This window comes from Nocardioides ultimimeridianus (assembly GCF_054777895.1).
Genome location: NZ_BAAHAB010000021.1, coordinates 283,723 through 299,867, shown reverse-complemented (window position 1 = coordinate 299,867; position 16,145 = coordinate 283,723). Strand labels below are relative to the sequence as shown.

The 16,145-nt window shown below is 72.3% G+C and carries 18 protein-coding genes; 7 read left to right on the top strand and 11 right to left on the bottom strand.

Translation table 11 applies throughout. The features are described 5' to 3' along the window. The first annotated feature begins 75 nt into the window (after window positions 1–75). Window positions 76–1,338, top strand: coding sequence for a D-inositol-3-phosphate glycosyltransferase (mshA, locus tag ACYU8V_RS19420; protein WP_460849691.1), 1,263 nt, complete (start codon window positions 76–78; stop codon window positions 1,336–1,338). Next, window positions 1,335–1,850, top strand: a complete 516-nt coding sequence (locus ACYU8V_RS19415) for a type III secretion system chaperone family protein (protein ID WP_460849688.1) — start codon at window positions 1,335–1,337, stop codon at window positions 1,848–1,850. Before mshA ends, ACYU8V_RS19415 begins: the two co-directional genes overlap by 4 nt. Window positions 1,851–1,889: 39 nt before the next feature. On the opposite strand, the gene ACYU8V_RS19410 is transcribed toward ACYU8V_RS19415, so the two are convergent. The 6 genes from ACYU8V_RS19410 to ACYU8V_RS19385 all read right to left on the bottom strand — a co-directional run bounded on the left by ACYU8V_RS19410 (window position 1,890) and on the right by ACYU8V_RS19385 (window position 8,026). Next, a complete protein-coding gene (locus tag ACYU8V_RS19410) occupies window positions 1,890–3,545 on the bottom strand; it encodes an AMP-dependent synthetase/ligase (RefSeq protein WP_460849687.1) in 1,656 nt (551 codons plus the stop codon). Window positions 3,546–3,564: 19 nt separating this feature from the next. Next, the gene (locus ACYU8V_RS19405) at window positions 3,565–4,728 is read right to left on the bottom strand and encodes an RNA polymerase sigma factor (RefSeq protein WP_460849686.1); all 1,164 of its coding nucleotides are present in this window, start codon (window positions 4,726–4,728) and stop codon (window positions 3,565–3,567) included. After that, window positions 4,728–5,147, bottom strand: coding sequence for a YciI family protein (locus tag ACYU8V_RS19400; RefSeq protein ID WP_460849684.1), 420 nt, complete (start codon window positions 5,145–5,147; stop codon window positions 4,728–4,730). Before ACYU8V_RS19400 ends, ACYU8V_RS19405 begins: the two co-directional genes overlap by 1 nt. Before the next feature lie 40 nt (window positions 5,148–5,187). Further along, window positions 5,188–6,129: a DMT family transporter gene (locus ACYU8V_RS19395; protein ID WP_460849683.1), complete on the bottom strand. Its 942-nt coding sequence runs from the start codon at window positions 6,127–6,129 to the stop codon at window positions 5,188–5,190. Window positions 6,130–6,209: 80 nt separating this feature from the next. Then, window positions 6,210–6,887: a response regulator gene (locus ACYU8V_RS19390; protein ID WP_460849681.1), complete on the bottom strand. Its 678-nt coding sequence runs from the start codon at window positions 6,885–6,887 to the stop codon at window positions 6,210–6,212. Continuing rightward, window positions 6,884–8,026 (bottom strand): sensor histidine kinase, encoded by a 1,143-nt coding sequence (locus tag ACYU8V_RS19385; protein WP_460849679.1) that lies wholly within the window; start codon window positions 8,024–8,026, stop codon window positions 6,884–6,886. Before ACYU8V_RS19385 ends, ACYU8V_RS19390 begins: the two co-directional genes overlap by 4 nt. A 123-nt stretch (window positions 8,027–8,149) precedes the next feature. Between ACYU8V_RS19385 and phoU the strand changes: the two genes are divergently transcribed. Further along, window positions 8,150–8,794, top strand: a complete 645-nt coding sequence (phoU, locus tag ACYU8V_RS19380; RefSeq protein ID WP_460849678.1) for a phosphate signaling complex protein PhoU — start codon at window positions 8,150–8,152, stop codon at window positions 8,792–8,794. 96 nt (window positions 8,795–8,890) lie between these two features. Here the strand turns inward: phoU and ACYU8V_RS19375 are convergent, their stop codons facing one another. From ACYU8V_RS19375 to ACYU8V_RS19365, 3 genes are all read right to left on the bottom strand, one after another. After that, the gene (locus ACYU8V_RS19375) at window positions 8,891–9,640 is read right to left on the bottom strand and encodes a phosphoglyceromutase (RefSeq protein ID WP_460849676.1); all 750 of its coding nucleotides are present in this window, start codon (window positions 9,638–9,640) and stop codon (window positions 8,891–8,893) included. Further along, window positions 9,637–10,248 carry a hypothetical protein gene (locus ACYU8V_RS19370; protein WP_460849675.1) on the bottom strand — a complete coding sequence of 204 codons (612 nt, stop codon included), beginning with the start codon at window positions 10,246–10,248 and terminating at the stop codon, window positions 9,637–9,639. Before ACYU8V_RS19370 ends, ACYU8V_RS19375 begins: the two co-directional genes overlap by 4 nt. A 64-nt stretch (window positions 10,249–10,312) precedes the next feature. Then, window positions 10,313–11,320: a UbiA family prenyltransferase gene (locus ACYU8V_RS19365; RefSeq protein ID WP_460849673.1), complete on the bottom strand. Its 1,008-nt coding sequence runs from the start codon at window positions 11,318–11,320 to the stop codon at window positions 10,313–10,315. A gap of 241 nt (window positions 11,321–11,561) precedes the next feature. Here ACYU8V_RS19365 and ACYU8V_RS19360 point away from each other — a divergent pair, with 241 nt between their 5' ends. Together ACYU8V_RS19360 and ACYU8V_RS19355 are read left to right on the top strand one after the other, a co-directional pair. Further along, a complete protein-coding gene (locus ACYU8V_RS19360; protein WP_460787616.1) occupies window positions 11,562–12,047 on the top strand; it encodes a CarD family transcriptional regulator in 486 nt (161 codons plus the stop codon). A 6-nt stretch (window positions 12,048–12,053) separates the two neighbouring features. Continuing rightward, complete coding sequence (locus ACYU8V_RS19355; protein WP_460849671.1) at window positions 12,054–12,632, top strand: 2-C-methyl-D-erythritol 4-phosphate cytidylyltransferase; 579 nt, start codon at window positions 12,054–12,056, stop codon at window positions 12,630–12,632. A gap of 7 nt (window positions 12,633–12,639) precedes the next feature. Here the strand turns inward: ACYU8V_RS19355 and ACYU8V_RS19350 are convergent, their stop codons facing one another. Together ACYU8V_RS19350 and ispF are read right to left on the bottom strand one after the other, a co-directional pair. Continuing rightward, the gene (locus ACYU8V_RS19350) at window positions 12,640–13,323 is read right to left on the bottom strand and encodes an IspD/TarI family cytidylyltransferase (RefSeq protein ID WP_460849670.1); all 684 of its coding nucleotides are present in this window, start codon (window positions 13,321–13,323) and stop codon (window positions 12,640–12,642) included. Beyond that, a complete protein-coding gene (ispF, locus tag ACYU8V_RS19345) occupies window positions 13,320–13,793 on the bottom strand; it encodes a 2-C-methyl-D-erythritol 2,4-cyclodiphosphate synthase (protein ID WP_460849669.1) in 474 nt (157 codons plus the stop codon). The genes ACYU8V_RS19350 and ispF overlap by 4 nt, the downstream gene beginning before the upstream one ends. Before the next feature lie 64 nt (window positions 13,794–13,857). Here ispF and ACYU8V_RS19340 point away from each other — a divergent pair, with 64 nt between their 5' ends. Beyond that, window positions 13,858–15,396, top strand: a complete 1,539-nt coding sequence (locus ACYU8V_RS19340) for a molybdopterin-dependent oxidoreductase (protein ID WP_460849667.1) — start codon at window positions 13,858–13,860, stop codon at window positions 15,394–15,396. Next, entirely contained in the window at window positions 15,393–16,130 is a 738-nt protein-coding gene (locus tag ACYU8V_RS19335) for an SDR family oxidoreductase (protein ID WP_460849666.1), read from the top strand. Before ACYU8V_RS19340 ends, ACYU8V_RS19335 begins: the two co-directional genes overlap by 4 nt. The last annotated feature ends 15 nt before the right edge of the window (window positions 16,131–16,145 follow it).

The following is a 16,145-nucleotide window of genomic DNA, read 5'->3' as shown; positions in this document are numbered from 1 at the left end:
GTGGGTCGGGAATGCGATCGGGGTACCGGTGGTTGAGCGATTCAGGCTCGAGTCTGACCAGCGAGGAGCAGCGCAGTGACGGAGATCCGCCGTGTGGCGATGATCAGTCTGCACACCTCCCCCCTCGACCAGCCGGGCACCGGTGACGCCGGCGGCATGAACGTGTACGTCGTGGAGGTCGCGCGCCGGCTCGCGCGCCACGGCGTCGAGGTCGACATCTTCACCCGCGCCACGCGCTCCTCGCTGGCGCCGGTCGTGGCGATGGAGCCCGGCGTCACGGTCCACCACGTCCACGCGGGACCGTTCGAGGGCCTGACCAAGACCGAGCTCCCGGGTCAGCTGTGCACCTTCGCGCGCGAGGTGCTGCGCTCGGAGGCCGCGCACCCGCTCGGCCACTACGACGTCGTGCACTCCCACTACTGGCTCTCCGGCCAGGTCGGCGCCCTCGCCCGCGACCGCTGGGGCGTGCCGCTGGTCCACTCGATGCACACCATGGCCAAGGTCAAGAACGCCGCGCTCGCCGAGGGCGACTGCCCCGAGCCCTCCGCCCGCCTCATCGGCGAGGAGCAGGTGGTGGAGGCTGCCGACGTGCTGCTCGCCAACACCGACCTGGAGGCCAAGCAGCTGATCAACCTGTACGACGCCGAGGCCGGCCGCGTCGAGGTCGTGCACCCCGGCGTCGACACGGCGGTGTTCCGCCCCCGCCCGCAGGCCGCGGCGCGGGCCGAGCGCGGCATCCCCGGCGACGCGCTGGTGGTGATGTTCGCCGGACGCATCCAGCCGCTCAAGGCCCCCGACGTGCTGCTGCGCGCGATCGGCGAGCTGGTCGAGCGCCGCCCCGACCTGCGCCCGCGCCTCGTCGTCCCCATCGTCGGCGGCCCGTCCGGCAGCGGGCTCGACCGCCCGGCCGACCTCGCCGACCTGGCGGCCGGCCTCGGCATCACCGACCTGGTGCGGTTCGTCCCGCCGGTCACCCAGGGCGACCTCGCGGGCTGGTACGCCGCCGCCACCACGGTCGCCGTCCCGTCGTACAACGAGTCGTTCGGGCTGGTCGCCGCCGAGGCCCAGGCCTGCGGTGTCCCCGTGGTCGCGGCGGCCGTCGGGGGGCTGACCACGGTCGTGCGCGACGAGCGCAGCGGCCTGCTCCTCGACACCCACGACCCGCGCGCCTGGTCGCAGGCCCTGGAGCGGGTCGTGTCCGACGCCGCGCTGCGCGACCGGCTCGCCGCCGGTGCGTTGGTCCAGGCCGAGCAGTTCACCTGGGAGGAGACCGCGCGCCAGACGCTGGAGGTCTACCGGCGGGCCGCGCGGCTGATGCGAGCGGAGGGAGTGGCATGAGCACGGAGGTCTCGACCAGCAGCGCCGCGGAGGTCGTGCGGGAGCACCTCCGCGCCGCCGACATCGAGTTCGAGGAGTCGGCCGAGGGCCAGTTCTCCTTCTCGCTGCCGGGGGAGCGCAAGCTGCAGACCCCGGTCCGCGTCGACATCGGCCCGCACGCCCTCGGCATCCACGCCTTCGTCTGCCGCAGGCCGGACGAGGAGTTCGAGCGCGTCTACCGGTGGCTGCTGGAGCGCAACCTGAAGATGTTCGGCGTCGCGTTCGCCCTCGACGCGCTCGGCGACATCTACCTCGACGCCCGGCTGCCGCTCTCGGCGGTCAACCCCGAGGACCTCGACCGGCTGCTCGGCTCGGTGCTCACCTACGCCGACGAGTCGTTCAACTCGATCCTCGAGCTCGGCTTCGAGTCCTCCATCCGCAAGGAGTGGGAGTGGCGCAAGCTGCGCGGTGAGTCGACCGCGAACCTCGAGGCCTTCCGCGGCTGGCTCGAGGACGACGGGTCGTCAGGCTGAGCGAGCCGGAAACCGCACCGCTCGACCTGACGACCGCGCTCAGGCGGAGTAGAGCGCCTCGATCTCGGCGGCGTACTTGGCGTCGATCGGCCGCCGCTTCAGCTTCATGGTCGGCGTCAGCTCGTCGCCGCCCGGCAGCCAGTCGGCCGGCAGGATCGTGAACCGCTTGATCTGCTCGACCCGCGACAGGCGGGCGTTGGCCTGCTCGATCGCCTCGTCGAGGACCTTGCGGACCTGCGGGTCCTGGGCGAAGGCGTCCGGGGCGGCGTCGAGCCCGTTCTGCTCGGCGTACGCCGCCCGTACGTCGGGATCGATCACCAGCAGCGCCACGTTGTAGGGCCGCCGGTCGCCGATGACCACGGCCTGGCCGATCAGGGGATGCGCCGTCTTGACGACCTGCTCGATGTTGGCCGGCGACATGTTCTTGCCGGCCGCGTTGATGATCAGCTCCTTCTTGCGGTCGACGATGGTGATGTAGCCGTCGGCGTCGATGGTCGCGATGTCACCGGTGTGCAGCCACCCGTCGGCGTCGATCGCCTCCGCGGTCTTGTCGGGCTGGTTGCGGTAGCCGCGCATCAGGGTCGGGCCGCGGAACAGCAGCTCGCCGTCCTCGGCGAGCCGGGTCTCGACCCCGGGGATCGGTGTCCCGACGGTGCCGAGCCGGTTGTCGTGGGGCGGGTTGATCGACCCGCAGCAGGAGATCTCTGACATGCCCCACAGCTCGCAGATCGGGAGGCCGAGGTCGTCGAAGTACTGGAGCACCTCCGTGGCCACCGGCGCGGCGCCGGACACCGACCAGCGCACCTCGTCCAGCCCGAGCAGCGCCAGCACGGCCGCGCGCGTCTCCGCGTCGAGCGCTGCCGGGTCGGTGATCCCCTTGGCCTCGAGCCCTGCCTTCAGCTTCTCCCAGATCCGCGGGACCCCGCCCCAGACGGTCGGCTTGGCGTCGCCGAGGCTGGCGATGATGTTCTGCGGGTTGTCGACGAAGGTGATCTGGCAGCCGGTCACCAGCGAGCCGTAGTAGGTGGCCCAGCGGTCCGCGACGTGCGCGAACGGGAGGTACGACGTCCCGCGGTCCTCGCTCGTCACCTCGATCACCTGCTGGGTTCCGCGCAGCTGGGCGAGCATGCTGGCGTGGGTCAGCTCGACGCCCTTCGGCGGGCCGGTCGTGCCGGAGGTGTAGATCAGCGTCAGCACGTCGTCGGGGCCGACCGCCCGCCACGCCGCCTCGAAGTCGAAGGCCGGGTCGCCGGCGGCCTCCAGCTCCTCCAGGCTCATCGTGCCGTCGCCACCGTCGACGCTGACCACCGTGTCGAGCTCGATCCCGCACGCGCGGATCGTCGGCAGGAACGCCTGCTGGGTGACCACGATCCGGTTGCCGGCGTTGCCGAACAGGTGCGCCAGCTGCTCGGGCGAGGACGTGTTGTAGACGCTGAACGGCACGGCACCCAGGTGCAGCGCGGCGCAGTCGACGAGGACCGCCTCCGGCCGGTTCGGCATCATCAGCGCGACGGTGTCGCCGTGCCCGACCCCGTGCGCGGCGAGTCCGGCGGCGAGGGCGCGCACCCGCTCGGCGTACTCGCGCCAGGTGAGGGACACGGCGTCGCCCGGGGTGCGCAGCGCGACGCGGTCCGCGTGGGCGGCGGCGGTCTCCTGGAACGCCTCGCAGAGGCTGGTGGCGGTCTCGAGGCTCATGCCCGGATCGTGCCGCAGGTCACTCCGCTCCGCCAGGGTTCCCCGATTTTCCGCTGAGGTTGTGGAGCCGCGCGGCCTCCTTGGTCAGGTGGTCGCGCTCCTTGGTGGTCGTCGCCGCGGCAGCGGCGGCGGCGTAGCAGCGCGCGGCCTCGGCGGTGTCGCCCGCCGCCTCGTGGAGGTACGCCGCCACGGCGTCGCGCCGCGGCACGTCCCCGACCTGCTCGAGCGCCCGCAGCCCGACCAGCGGCCCGTCGACCTCGGCGAGCGCGACGACCCGGTTGAGCGCGACGACCGGGGACGGGTCGAGGCGTGCCAGCTCGTCGTACCACTCCAGGATCTGGGGCCAGTCGGTCTCCGCGTGGCTGGTGGCGTCGTCGTGGAGGGCGGCGATCGCGGCCTGCGCCTGGTAGGGGCCGAGCCGGTCGCGGCGCAGCGCGGCCTGGAGGATCGCGACGCCCTCGGCGATCAGCCGCGTGTCCCAGAGGCTGCGGTCCTGGCGCGGGAGCGGGACCAGCGCGCCGGCTGCGGTCGTGCGCGCGGCCCGTCGGGCGTGGTGCAGCAGCATCAGCGCGAGCAGGCCGTCGACCTCGGGGTCGTCGGTGGCGGCCGTCAATTGACGCGCGAGCCGGATGGCCTCCTCGGCCAGGTCGACCTCGCCGGTGAACCCCTCGTTGAAGATCAGGTAGAGCACCTTCAGGACGGCGTTCACGTCACCGGGCCGGTCGAACCGCTCCCCGCTGATCGTGCGCTTGGCCCGCGAGATCCGCTGCGCCATCGTCGCCTCCGGCACCAGGAACGCCCGCGCGATCTGGGCCGTCGTCAGCCCGCCGACCGCCCGCAGGGTCAGCGCGATCGCGGACGCCGGCGACAGCGACGGGTGGCAGCATCGGCTGAGCAGCAGCAGCGTGTCGTCGACCTGCTCGGTCGGGCCCTGCTCGGGCTCGAGGTGGTCGCTCAGCTCGCGCCGGCGACGCGCGGCCTCCGAGCGCTGCGCGTCGATCAGCTTGCGCTGCGCCACCGTGACCAGCCACGCCTTGGGGTCGTCCGGCGGCTGGTCCGGCCATCGGCGTACCGCCTCCAGGAGGGCCTCCTGCACGGCGTCCTCGGCCATCGCGAAGTCGCCTCCGCGGCGGACGAGGACACCGAGCACCTGCGGCCCGAGGTCGCGCAGGAGCTCGTCCATCAGTGCGGGCAGCCCAGGTCGACCTCGGACTCGGACATGAACGGCCGCACCTCGATCCACTCCTGGATCGGGCGCCCGCCGGGACCCGGCGCGGAGGAGAGGTACGCCGCCGCCTCGTGCGCCCGCTCCTCGGACTCGACGTCGATCACCATCCAGCCCGCGACCAGCTCCTTGGTCTCCGGGAAGGGTCCGTCGGTCACGGGCGGCCGGCCCTCGCCGTCGTACCGGACGAAGGTGCCGGTCGGGGCCACCGCCTGGGCGTCCACGAACTCGCCGCGCTCGCGCAGGTCGTCGGCGACCTTGCCCATGAACGCCATGTGGGCCTCGATCTCCTCCGGCGTCCACTGGTCCATGGGGGCGAGCGGGGTCGCGGCGATGTCGTGCGCCTGGCGGTAGTGCTTGAGCAGCAGGTACTTCACGGGATTCCTCCTCAGGTCCGAGACGGCCATCCTGCCGCCTTCACCCCTGGGACGGAGCCGTCATCGCGTCCTCGACATCGGCCGCCGAGGAATTCGCCGAGGAATTCCTCGTGACCGTGCGGCGGCTGAGCAGCACCCCACCGATGCACATCGCGCCGCCGACGAAGGCCAGCGCCGGCGGGACCTCGTCGAGCAGCAGCCATGCCATCAGCGCGGTCAGGAAGGGCACCAGGAACGTCGACTGGCTGAACCGCCCCGCGTCGGCGCGGGACAGCGCGTACGCCCACAGCACGAAGCCGACCGCCGACGGGAAGATCCCGAGGTAGCCCAGCCACGCGAGGTCCTGCGCGGACGCGTGGGCGGCGGTGTCCAAGGCCTGGCCCAGCCACGGCAGGCAGCCGACCGCGCCGACCACGGTGTACCAGAACGTCAGGTCCAGGGCCCGCATGCGGGTCAGCAGCCGCTTCTGGGTGAGTACGCCGACCGCGAAGCCCGCCGCGGCGACCAGCGCCAGCGCGATCCCGGCCAGGTCGCCGGCGTCTGAGCCGGACGCCTCGGCGATCACCGCGACCCCCGCGAACCCGACCACCATCCCGAGCACGCTCCACCGGGTCAGGCGCTCACCGAGGACCACGGTCGCGAGCAGCGCCACGAGGATCGGGCCGATCTGCACGACCAGGGCTGCCGTGCCGGCGTCGATGCGCTGCTCGGCGGCGTTGAGGGCCAGGTTGTAGATCGAGAACCACCCGATGCCGCCCGCCAGGACCAGCGGCCACTCACGGCCGGTCGGGACCTGCACGGCGCCGCGGCGCAGCAGCAGCACCCCGAGCGCGAGCGCCATGACGCCCAGCCGGCCCAGCGACAGCGCGCCCGGCGGGACCGTGCCGCCCAGGTGCCGGATCCCGACGAACGCCGACGCCCAGAGCACCAGCGTCGTACTCACCGCGGCCAGGGGGAGGACGGTCGACCGAGGTGCGCTCACGTGCCAACGCTAGGCGCGGGAGCGGGCGTCCGTCGCGCGGATTTCGGCCATCGCAGCGCGACATCCGGACGCCCGGGCGGTCACACGTCGAGCTTGTAGCCCAGGCCCCGCACGGTGATCAGGTAGCGCGGCTCGGACGGCTCGGGCTCGAGCTTGGCGCGCAGCCGCTTGACGTGGACGTCGAGGGTCTTGGTGTCGCCGACGTAGTCCGAGCCCCAGACGCGGTCGATGAGCTGGCCGCGGGTCAGCACCCGGCCGGGGTTGCGCAGGAACATCTCCAGCAGCTCGAACTCCTTGAGCGGCAGCCGCTGCTCGGAGCCGTCGACGGTCACGACGTGCCGCTCGACGTCCATCCGTACGGGGCCGGCCTCGAGGGTGTCGGGGAGCAGCTCCGGGTCCTGGCCGCGACGGAGCACGGCGCGGATGCGGGCGACCAGCTCGCGCGGGGAGTAGGGCTTGGTGACGTAGTCGTCGGCGCCGAGCTCCAGGCCCACGACCTTGTCGACCTCGTCGTCCTTCGCGGACACCATGATCACCGGCACGCTGGAGGTCTGCCGGATCGTGCGGCACACCTCGGTCCCGGGGATCCCGGGCAGCATCAGGTCGAGCAGCACGATGTCGGCGCCGTTGCGGTCGAACTCGGTCAGCGCGGCGTTGCCGTCGGCAGCCACGGCGACCTCGAAGCCCTCCTTCCGCAACAGGTAGGACAGCGCTTCGCTGTAGCTCTCTTCATCCTCGACGACGAGTACCCGGGTCACGATCGATCCTCCTGCTCTTCGGGGCGCGCGTGCTGGGGGAGGGTCAGGGTGAACGTCGACCCGTGCCCCTCCGAGGACCAGACGCGCACGTCCCCGCCGTGGGTGGCGGCGACGTGTTTGACGATGGACAGCCCGAGGCCCGTGCCGCCGGTGGAACGGTGCCGTGCCGGGTCGACGCGGTAGAACCGCTCGAAGATCCGCCCGACCTCGGCCTCGGGGATCCCGATGCCCTGGTCGATCACGGAGATCTCGACGCCGTCGTCGGTGGCCTTGCGCGTCACCAGGACCCGCGAGCTGGGGTCGGAGTAGGCGACCGCGTTGGCCACCAGGTTGGAGACGGCCGCGGCGACGAGCTTCTCGCTGCCGAGCACCTTCAGACCCTCCTCGCCCTCGGCGAGCAGGCTGATCTGCTTGGCCGCGGCACTGGTCGAGCTGGCGTCGACGGCCGAGGCGATGACCTCGTCGATCGAGACCGGCAGCGGCGAGTCGAGCGGCTCGTCGCCCTGCAGCCGCGACAGCTCGATGATCTGCTGCACCAGCCGGCTGAGGCGCTCGCTCTCGTTGTGCATCCGGGTCGCGAACCGGATCACGGCCTCGGGGTCGTCGGCGGCGTCGTGGACCGCGGCGGCGAGCAGCTGGATCGCCCCGACGGGCGTCTTCAGCTCGTGGCTCACGTTGGCCACGAAGTCACGGCGTACCGCCTCGACCTGGCGCTCACGGGTGCGGTCCTCGATCAGCGCCAGCACCAGCCGGGTGCCGAGCGGCGCGACGCGGGCGGTGACGTGCCGGTCCGGGCCCTTGGCCCGCGGCACGATCAGCTCGGTCTCGCGGATCAGGCCGTCGCGGCGTACGTCGCGGATCAGGTCGGCCAGCTCGCCGAACTGCAGGCTGGTGCCGCTCACCAGGCCCATGGCGTACGCCGGTGCGGAGGCCTTGACGACCGCGTCGGACTCGTCGACCACGACCGCGCTGCTGCGCAGGACCGACAGCACGTCGGCGACCCCGGGCGGCACCTGTGGCGCGGCGGGCGGCAGGTAGCGACGCTGCTGGCGATCACTGAGGTGCCAGGCGAGCATCGCGCTGCCGGCGACAAGGGCGCCGAGGAGCGCGGCCAGAGCGGCCTGCGTCGTCGTACCCACGCCTCGATGGTACGGCGCATTCTCCGCCCGCCTGCGAATCGCGGAACCCGACGTAGCCGATGTTCATGCTGCGTTCACCGGGTCCGCTGAGATGGTCACCTCCGGACCCTAGGCTTGGGTCTCATGCGGGAAGCGTTCGTAGACGAGCTTGATGCCACCTTCACCGACCTCGCGGCCATGTGCCGCCGGGTCGAGTCCGCGGTGCGTGACGCCACCGCGGCGCTGACCACCGGCGACTCCGCCATCGCGGAGCGCGTGATCAGCGGCGACGCGGAGATCGACGCGATGCGCGAGCGGATCGAGGAGGAGTCCTTCGAGCTGCTCTCCCTGCAGGCGCCGGTGGCCGGTGACCTGCGCCTGGTCGTGGCCGCGCTGCGGATGGTCAGCGAGCTGGAGCGGATGGGCGACCTCTCGGTCCACGTCGCCAAGATCGCCCGGCTCCGGGTGCCCGACCTCGCGGTCCCCGCGGACGTCCGGCCGACCATGGACCGGATGGCCGAGGTCGCCGAGGACATGGTCCGGCGGGTCGGCGACATCATCGCCACCCGCGACGTCGAGGCCGCGATCGCGCTCGGCCGCGACGACGAGGAGATGGACCAGCTGCGGCGCCGCAGCTTCACCGAGATGCTCGGCGACGACTGGGCCCACGGTGTCGAGGCGGCCGTCGACCTGGCGCTGCTGGGTCGCTACTACGAGCGGATCGCCGACCACGCGGTCTCGATCGCGAACCGGGTGGTCTACGTGGTGACGGGGCACAAGCCCGCGTAGCCGGATCTCGATACACCGCATCGTGACCTCGTTCCTCGGTCGCGGCGGCACTCGATCTCGCCTCGTCCCAGCGCTCGTTCCTCGCGCTCGGACGGCTCAGCGACCCTGGTTGGCGACCGCCGCAGCAGCCGCTGCGGCCGCCTCGGGGTCGAGGTACCGGCCCCCGGCCACGGTCGGGGCGAGGGTGTCCTCGTCGAGCTCGTAGACCAGCGGCTGACCGGTCGGGATGTTGAGCCCCGCGATGTCGGCGTCGCTGATCTGGTCCAGGTGCTTCACGATGGCCCGCAGGCTGTTGCCGTGGGCGGCCACCAGGACCGTCTTGCCGGCCCGCAGGTCCGGGACGATGCCGGCCTCCCAGTAGGGGAGCAGCCGCTCGATGACGTCCTTGAGGCACTCGGTGCGGGGCATCTCCTCGTCGGAGAGGTCGCCGTAGCGCGGGTCGCCGACCTGCGACCACTGGTCGTCGTCGGCCAGCACCGGGGGAGGCACGTCGAACGAGCGGCGCCAGAGCATGAACTGCTCCTCGCCGTACTCGTCGAGGGTCTGCTTCTTGTCCTTGCCCTGCAGCGCGCCGTAGTGGCGCTCGTTGAGGCGCCAGCTGCGGCGGACCGGGATCCAGTGCCGGTCGGCCGCGTCGAGCGCGAGCGCGGAGGTGTTGATCGCGCGGCGCAGCAGCGAGGTGTGCACGATGTCGGGCAGCACCCCGGAGGACTTGAGCAGCTCACCGCCGCGGACCGCCTCGGAGCGGCCCTGGTCGGTCAGCTGGACGTCCACCCAGCCGGTGAAGAGGTTCTTCGCGTTCCACTCGCTCTCGCCGTGGCGGAGCAGGACGAGCGTGAAGGTCATTCGGCCGGCGCCTCGGACGGTGACGGGTCGGTGCAGTTGTAGGCGTCGGTGTCGACCGTCGGGCTGGCGGTCGCGCTCGCCTGGCCGCTCGCCTTGCCGCTCGGCGACGCGGACGGCGTCGGCGTGGGCACCGAGGTGTACTGGTGGCAGTTCTTCACGACCGGCACGTTCAGCGTGATCGTCTGCGGCTGCCCGTCGAGGGTGAAGGTGATCTCCACACCCATCAGCACCTGGCCGGGCTCGAAGTCGCCGGAGAGGGTGATCGGGTTGTCGGCGTGCGCGCTGAGGCTGTACGCCCCGCCGTCCTGCAGCTTGATCGGCGTGAACTGCGCGACCGTCGTGCCGCCGCCGGCGACCTCGACCTTCGAGACCGTCGCGGTCGACGTGGTGCTCTCGTTCGAGAGCGCGCCGATCAGGCGGCCCTCGCCGGGCGTGCTGGTCAGGACGCGCATGCCGAGCGCGTTGACCGTCGTCGTGCGGTTGTTCTCGCCCGCGCTGATCGTGTTCACCCGGTCGGTCGGGTAGTGGAAACCGCAGGCGGACAGGGACGCGGCGAGCAGCAGGCCGACGACGGGCGCGGCGACTGCCTTCGGGCGGCGGTGGTGCATTCGGCTCTGGCCTCCGGTCACACGGGTGGTACGGGCGGCCACACTCTAGCGGTCGGCGAGGGCCTCAGCGCGACAGGCCCACCTGGGCGCCGACGATGACCATGGCGATCGCGACGAGGACCGTGTACGTCGTCGACAGGGCCAGCAGCCGGGTCGCGCCGACCCTCAGCGCGACCTTCAGCGGCAGGTACGTCCAGCCCTCCTCGTGGTCGGCCACCAGGCCCCACACCGAGCGCATGAAGTGGATGCCGACCCCGAGCAGGGCGGCGAGCACGACGATGGCCGGCTCCGGCGGCGTACCGACGAACTTGCCGCCCCAGCCGCCGTAGGACAGGTAGTAGGGGAGCAGCCCGAACGAGACCGCCCACGACCACCAGGACAGGATCCCCTTGCGGAGCGTGACGTTGCCGAGCATCCCGACCGCGACCGAGGCCAGGTACAGGCAGCCGGCGGTGATGCCGGTCGTCACCGCGAGCGGGACGAGGACCAGGGCGGCCACGACGATGGCGTACCAGACCGTGCCGGGCTCGAGCCGGCCGTCGGCCAGCGGCTTGCCGGGGGTCTCGCGGCGGTGGTCGCGCAGCCGGTCGGTGAGGTCGTTGTGCCAGCCGAGGATGACCTGGCCGGTGAGCACGGTGAGGATGACGATGCCGACCTCGCGCGCGGAGCGTCCCGAGGCCATCGCGACGCCGCCGACGACCAGGGCCGTCACGACCGCCTGCTTGAGGTGGGCGGCCTGGCTGAGCGAGAGGATCAGCGAGCCGCGCAGGCCGCGGCGCGGTCGCTCGACGACGGGGTTGTCGTCGATGGCCAGGTCGGCGTCCTCGACGGGCTCGTCCTCGTCCTCGCCGTCCGCGTCCTCGTCCGGCTCGTCCTCCGGGTCCTCGAGCTCGGCGGGGTCCTCGTCGAGGTCCTCGAGGCCGTCGTGCTCCTCGGAGCCCTGGGGTACGTCGACCTCCTCGCCCGCGGGGTCGCCGGAGTCGTCGATGAGACCGGTGTCGAGCTCCTCGTCGACCGGGGTCGTGTCCTCCCCGGCGGAGCGGCCCCGTCCCTTGCGCCGCAGAATCGCCATGCCCAGCAGTATTGACCACCGGGAGCACGGATCGGTGCCCTGGTCGGCATGTCGTCGTACCGGGGCGCCCCGGGCCGGCTCCGCGTGACACGCGGAGCGGTGAAATCCGGCTGCTGTGATCTGAGATACACATGCAACGCGTTCTGTCAAGACTGCGACAGGTGCCCTGACCTGCGAAAACGCCGCCTGAGGGTCTCCTGAGACGTGGTAGGATGGAGGCCTAGGAAGGGGAATCTTTCATATGACTTTCACCGTCGGCGAAACGGTTGTGTACCCGAATCACGGGGCAGCCGTCATCGAGAACATCGAGATGCGGACGATCAAGGGGGTGGAGCGTCAGTACCTCGTGCTGCGGATTGTCGCGCAGCAGGATCTCGTTGTGCGGGTTCCCGCGGACAACCTCGACCTGGTCGGGGTCCGTGACGTGGTCGACAAGGACGGTCTCGACCGTGTGTTCGGGGTCCTGCGTGCCGAGCACGTCGAGGAGCCCACGAACTGGTCGCGTCGTTACAAGGCCAACCTGGAGAAGCTGCACAGCGGCGACGTCATGAAGGTCGCCGAGGTCGTGCGCGACCTGTGGCGCCGCGAGCGTGACCGTGGCCTGTCGGCCGGCGAGAAGCGGATGCTGGCCAAGGCGCGCCAGATCCTCGTCTCCGAGCTGGCGCTGTGTGAGAACACCAACGAGGACAAGGCCGAGATCATCCTCGACGAGGTCCTCGCGTCCTGATCGAACGTGTTCGACGAGCAACGTCCCGCGGCATCCGGTGTCATTCTCGACGCCGACCGCGGGACGTTGCCATTTCAGCTGATCCACGGTGAGTCGCTGGTCGCGGCCGCCGCCTGGTCGGCCGGCGAGGCCGGCATCGAGCTCATCGACAGCACCCTCCCGCTCGAGGTCGTCGTCGAGCGGGACGAGCCGCTGGTCCTGCACGACCCGCTGTGCCCGATGACGCCTCCGTCGTTCCTCGCCGAGTGCGTCGAGAGCTGCGTCGCGACGGGCGCGGTGGTGATCGGCGTACGACCGGTCACCGACACGGTCAAGCAGGTCGACGGCGAGCTCCTCGGCGCGACGGTCGACCGCGACGCGCTGGTCGCCGTCTGCAGCCCGGTGGCGCTGCCGCCCGACATCCTGGCCGAGCTGATCGCCGCGGGGCCGATCCCGACCGACCTCGTCGCGCTGCTCGCCGTGCTGCGGGCGGCCCACCCGGACCGGATCGATCTGGTGGAGGCGCCCGCGGCTGCACGCCGGGTCGGGTCGGCCGAGGACATCCGGGTCCTCCAGGCGCTCACCGCACCGGCCGATTCTCGGTAGTCAGGGACTACCGCCCCGCCAGCAGCAGCTCGGCCGCCCGGAGGTCCTCGGCGTAGGTGATCTTGAGGTTGCCCGGCCCGGTCGGGACTGCGTGGATCGCCACGTCGGCATAGGCCTCGATCGTCGCGGCGGTGTCGGTTCCCTCCTCGCCGGCGCGGGCGGCCGCCCGGTAGGCCTCGAGCAGGGGCGCGGCCCGGAACGCCTGTGGAGTCTGTACGCCGACCAGGCCGGCCGGCAGCGCCGTACCGCCCGATCGCGGGGCGAGCCCGGGGAGGGCGACCGTCGGCACGGCGCCGCCGTGCTCGCGGGCGGTGCGGACGACCTCGTCGAAGAGGGCGGGCGTGGCGAGCGGCCGGGCGCCGTCGTGGATGGCGACGACGTCGATGTCGCCGTCGGCGATCCGCTCTGCCAGCGCGTCGAGGGCCGCCTGCTCGGAGCCGTGCCGCGTCGCGCCGCCCTCGACCAGCAGCACCTCGTGCTCGCCCAGGAAGGGCGTGAGGGCGTCGGCGACCGCCTGCCCCTCGCCGGCCGCGTGCACGACCACCACCACCCCCACCTCGGCGGCGTCGAGCGCCGCCAGCACCGACCAGGCCAGGATCGGCCGGTCCCGCAGCGGCAGCAGGATCTTGTTCAGCCCGGCACCCACCCGGCTGCCCGAGCCTGCGGCCAGGACCGCGACGGCTGCGGTCACGGGCCCGCCACGAGCGCGGTCGCGATCGCGGCGACGCCCTCGCCGCGGCCGGTCAGGCCCAGGCCGTCGGTGGTCGTCGCGGAGATGCTGACGGGAGCGCCGACCACCTCGGTCAGCGCTGCGGCGGCCTCGTCCCGGCGCGGGCCGAGCCGCGGCCGGTTGCCGATCACCTGGACCGCGACGTTGCCGATGGTGAAGCCGGCAGCGCTCACCCGGCGTACGGTCTCGCCGAGCAGGGCGGCGCCGGACGCGCCGGCCCAGGCCGGGTCCGACGTACCGAAGTTGCTGCCGAGATCCCCCAGGCCGCAGGCCGACAGCAGCGCGTCGCAGGCGGCATGCGCCGCCACGTCGGCGTCGGAGTGCCCCTCCAGCCGGACGTCCTCCTCAGGCCAGGTCAGGCCGGCCAGCGCGAGCGGCGGATCGCCGGCGGTGCGCGGCACGAGGCGATGCACGTCGGTGCCGATGCCCACCCGTAATCCGACTGTAAGACGTGTTGCGGTCACATCCTGATCATGCCTGAGCAACAATCGACCTGTGCAGAGGTCTCGACGCTGGTGGCCGGTCGCAGGCGCGGTCGTCGGTTTGCTGGGCCTCGCCTTCAGCTATCTGGGCGCGTCGCTGCTCCGGATCCGGGCCTCGCCCCCGGTCGCGGTCGCTGACTGGATCACCGCGCTGACGCCCGGATCCCTGGCGGAATGGGCGATCCAGCACTTCGGCACCAACGACAAGAAGCTCCTGATCCTCGGGATGCTGGTCGTCCTGGCGCTGGTGTTCGCGCGGCTCGGCGCGGCCGCCCGGCGCCGTTGGTGGGTGGCCGCCCTCGGCTTCACCCTGATCGGGGCGATCGGGCTGGTCGCGGTGCTGCGCGAGCACGGTTCCAGCGTCGTCGACGTGCTGCCGGTCGTCATCGGCGCCCTCACCTGGGCGCTCGGCTTCTCGGTCGCGGCCCTGTGGCTGCGGCGCTGGGAGGTCGTCGAGGCCGACACCGCTCCTGGTGAGCCGGAGCCGTCCCACACCCGGCGCGCCTTCTTCGTCGGCATCAGCGGCATGACGGCCGGCGTGGCGCTGGCCGGCGTGCTCGGGCGGATCGCCGGCGGCGCGCGCCGCAAGGTCGAGGAGAGCCGCCGGCTGCTGCGGCTGGAGGGCGTGACCCAGCCGCGGGTGCCGGAAGGTGCCCGGCTGGACGTCGAGGGCATCAGCTCGTGGATGACGCCGGCCGACGACTTCTACCTGATCGACACCGCCTATATCAAGCCGGCCATCGAGCCCCAGCAGTGGCGGCTGCGGATCCACGGGATGGTCGAGAACGAGATCACGCTGACCTACGACCAGCTGGTCTCGCACAAGCTGACCGAGGACTGGATGACGCTCAACTGCGTCTCCAACGAGGTCGGCGGCGACCTGATCGGCAACGCCTGGTGGAGCGGGGTCAAGCTGTCCGGGCTGCTCGCGAAGGCCAAGCCGCTCCCGGGCGCCGACGCGGTGCTGCAGACCTCCGACGACGGCTGGACGTGCGGTACGCCGCTCGCGGCCCTCACCGACGAGCGCAACGCCCTGCTCGCGGTCGCCATGAACGGCGAGGCGCTGCCGATCGAGCACGGCTTCCCGGTGCGCACCATCGTTCCCGGGCTGTACGGCTACGTGTCGGCGTGCAAGTGGGTCGTCGAGCTCGAGGTCACCCGCTTCGACCGGATCAGCGGCTACTGGATCGACAAGGGCTGGTCGGAGATGGGGCCGGTGAAGATCGCCTCGCGCATCGACGTGCCCAGCGACGGCGCGAAGGTCCCCGCCGGCTCGGTCGCGCTCGGCGGCGTCGCGTGGCACCAGGAGACCGGCATCTCCGCGGTCGAGGTGTCGGTCGACGGCGGCGCCTGGACGCGCGCGACCCTCGGCACGGTGCCGAGCCTGGACACGTGGGTGCAGTGGCGACTCACCACCGACCTGGCGCCCGGCCGGCACGAGATCCGCGTCCGCGCCGTCGACAGGGGCGGCGAGGTGCAGACCGGTGTGGTGACCGCCGTCGCGCCGAACGGGGCCACCGGGTGGCACACGATCGACGTGACCGCGAAGTGACCGCCGACTTCGGTGGACGCTCCGGCGGCGCGCTCGTCGTCGGCGGCTCCGGAGGGCTGGGCCGGGCGATCGCGGAGATGCTCCAGGAGCGTGGTGCGCGGGTCGCCGTGACCTACCGGTCGCAGCAGGTCGAGGTCGGCGAGGCGGCGTACCGGCTGGACCTGGCGGACGTCGCCTCGGTCGGCGCCGTGGTGGACGCGGCCGGGGAGCGGCTCGGCGGGCTGCACACGGTGGTGCACGCGGCCGGACCGCACGTCCCGATGGTCCACCTGTCGCGCGTGGCCCCGGGCGCGATGGCACAACAGCTCGCCGAGGATGCCGCGGGGTTCTTCGCGGTGGCCGCGGCCGCCGTACCCCACCTGCGGCGCAGCCAGGGCTCGCTCGTCGCCGTCACCACGGCCGCGACCGCACGCTTCCCGATCCGCGACGGGCTCTCCTCGGCGCCCAAGGCCGCCGTCGAGGCGATGGTGCGCGCGCTGGCGGCCGAGGAGGGCAGGTACGGCGTACGCGTCAACGCCGTCGGCCCCGGCATGCTGACCGACGGCATGGCCGAGCGGCTGATCGCCTCCGGAGAGCTGTCGCCCGACGCGCTCGACGTGACCCGGGGCAACATCCCGCTGCGCAGGTTCGGCAGCGCCGTCGACATCGCCGAGGCCGTCTGCTTCCTCGCCTCGCCGCGCGCGGGGTTCATCTCCGGGCAGAAGCTCGACGTGGACGGTGGCTACGGCGTGTGAAGTCGCTGGACCCCC

What these genes read in the sequence shown, in the direction of transcription:
- ACYU8V_RS19415 (WP_460849688.1), top strand. Translation starts at nt 1,335, where the DNA reads ATGAGCACGGAGGTCTCGACCAGCAGCGCCGCGGAGGTCGTGCGGGAG.
- ACYU8V_RS19410 (WP_460849687.1), bottom strand. Translation starts at nt 3,545, where the DNA reads ATGAGCCTCGAGACCGCCACCAGCCTCTGCGAGGCGTTCCAGGAGACC.
- ACYU8V_RS19405 (WP_460849686.1), bottom strand. Translation starts at nt 4,728, where the DNA reads ATGGACGAGCTCCTGCGCGACCTCGGGCCGCAGGTGCTCGGTGTCCTC.
- phoU (WP_460849678.1), top strand. Translation starts at nt 8,150, where the DNA reads ATGCGGGAAGCGTTCGTAGACGAGCTTGATGCCACCTTCACCGACCTC.
- ACYU8V_RS19375 (WP_460849676.1), bottom strand. Translation starts at nt 9,640, where the DNA reads ATGACCTTCACGCTCGTCCTGCTCCGCCACGGCGAGAGCGAGTGGAAC.
- ACYU8V_RS19370 (WP_460849675.1), bottom strand. Translation starts at nt 10,248, where the DNA reads ATGCACCACCGCCGCCCGAAGGCAGTCGCCGCGCCCGTCGTCGGCCTG.
- ACYU8V_RS19365 (WP_460849673.1), bottom strand. Translation starts at nt 11,320, where the DNA reads ATGGCGATTCTGCGGCGCAAGGGACGGGGCCGCTCCGCCGGGGAGGAC.
- ACYU8V_RS19360 (WP_460787616.1), top strand. Translation starts at nt 11,562, where the DNA reads ATGACTTTCACCGTCGGCGAAACGGTTGTGTACCCGAATCACGGGGCA.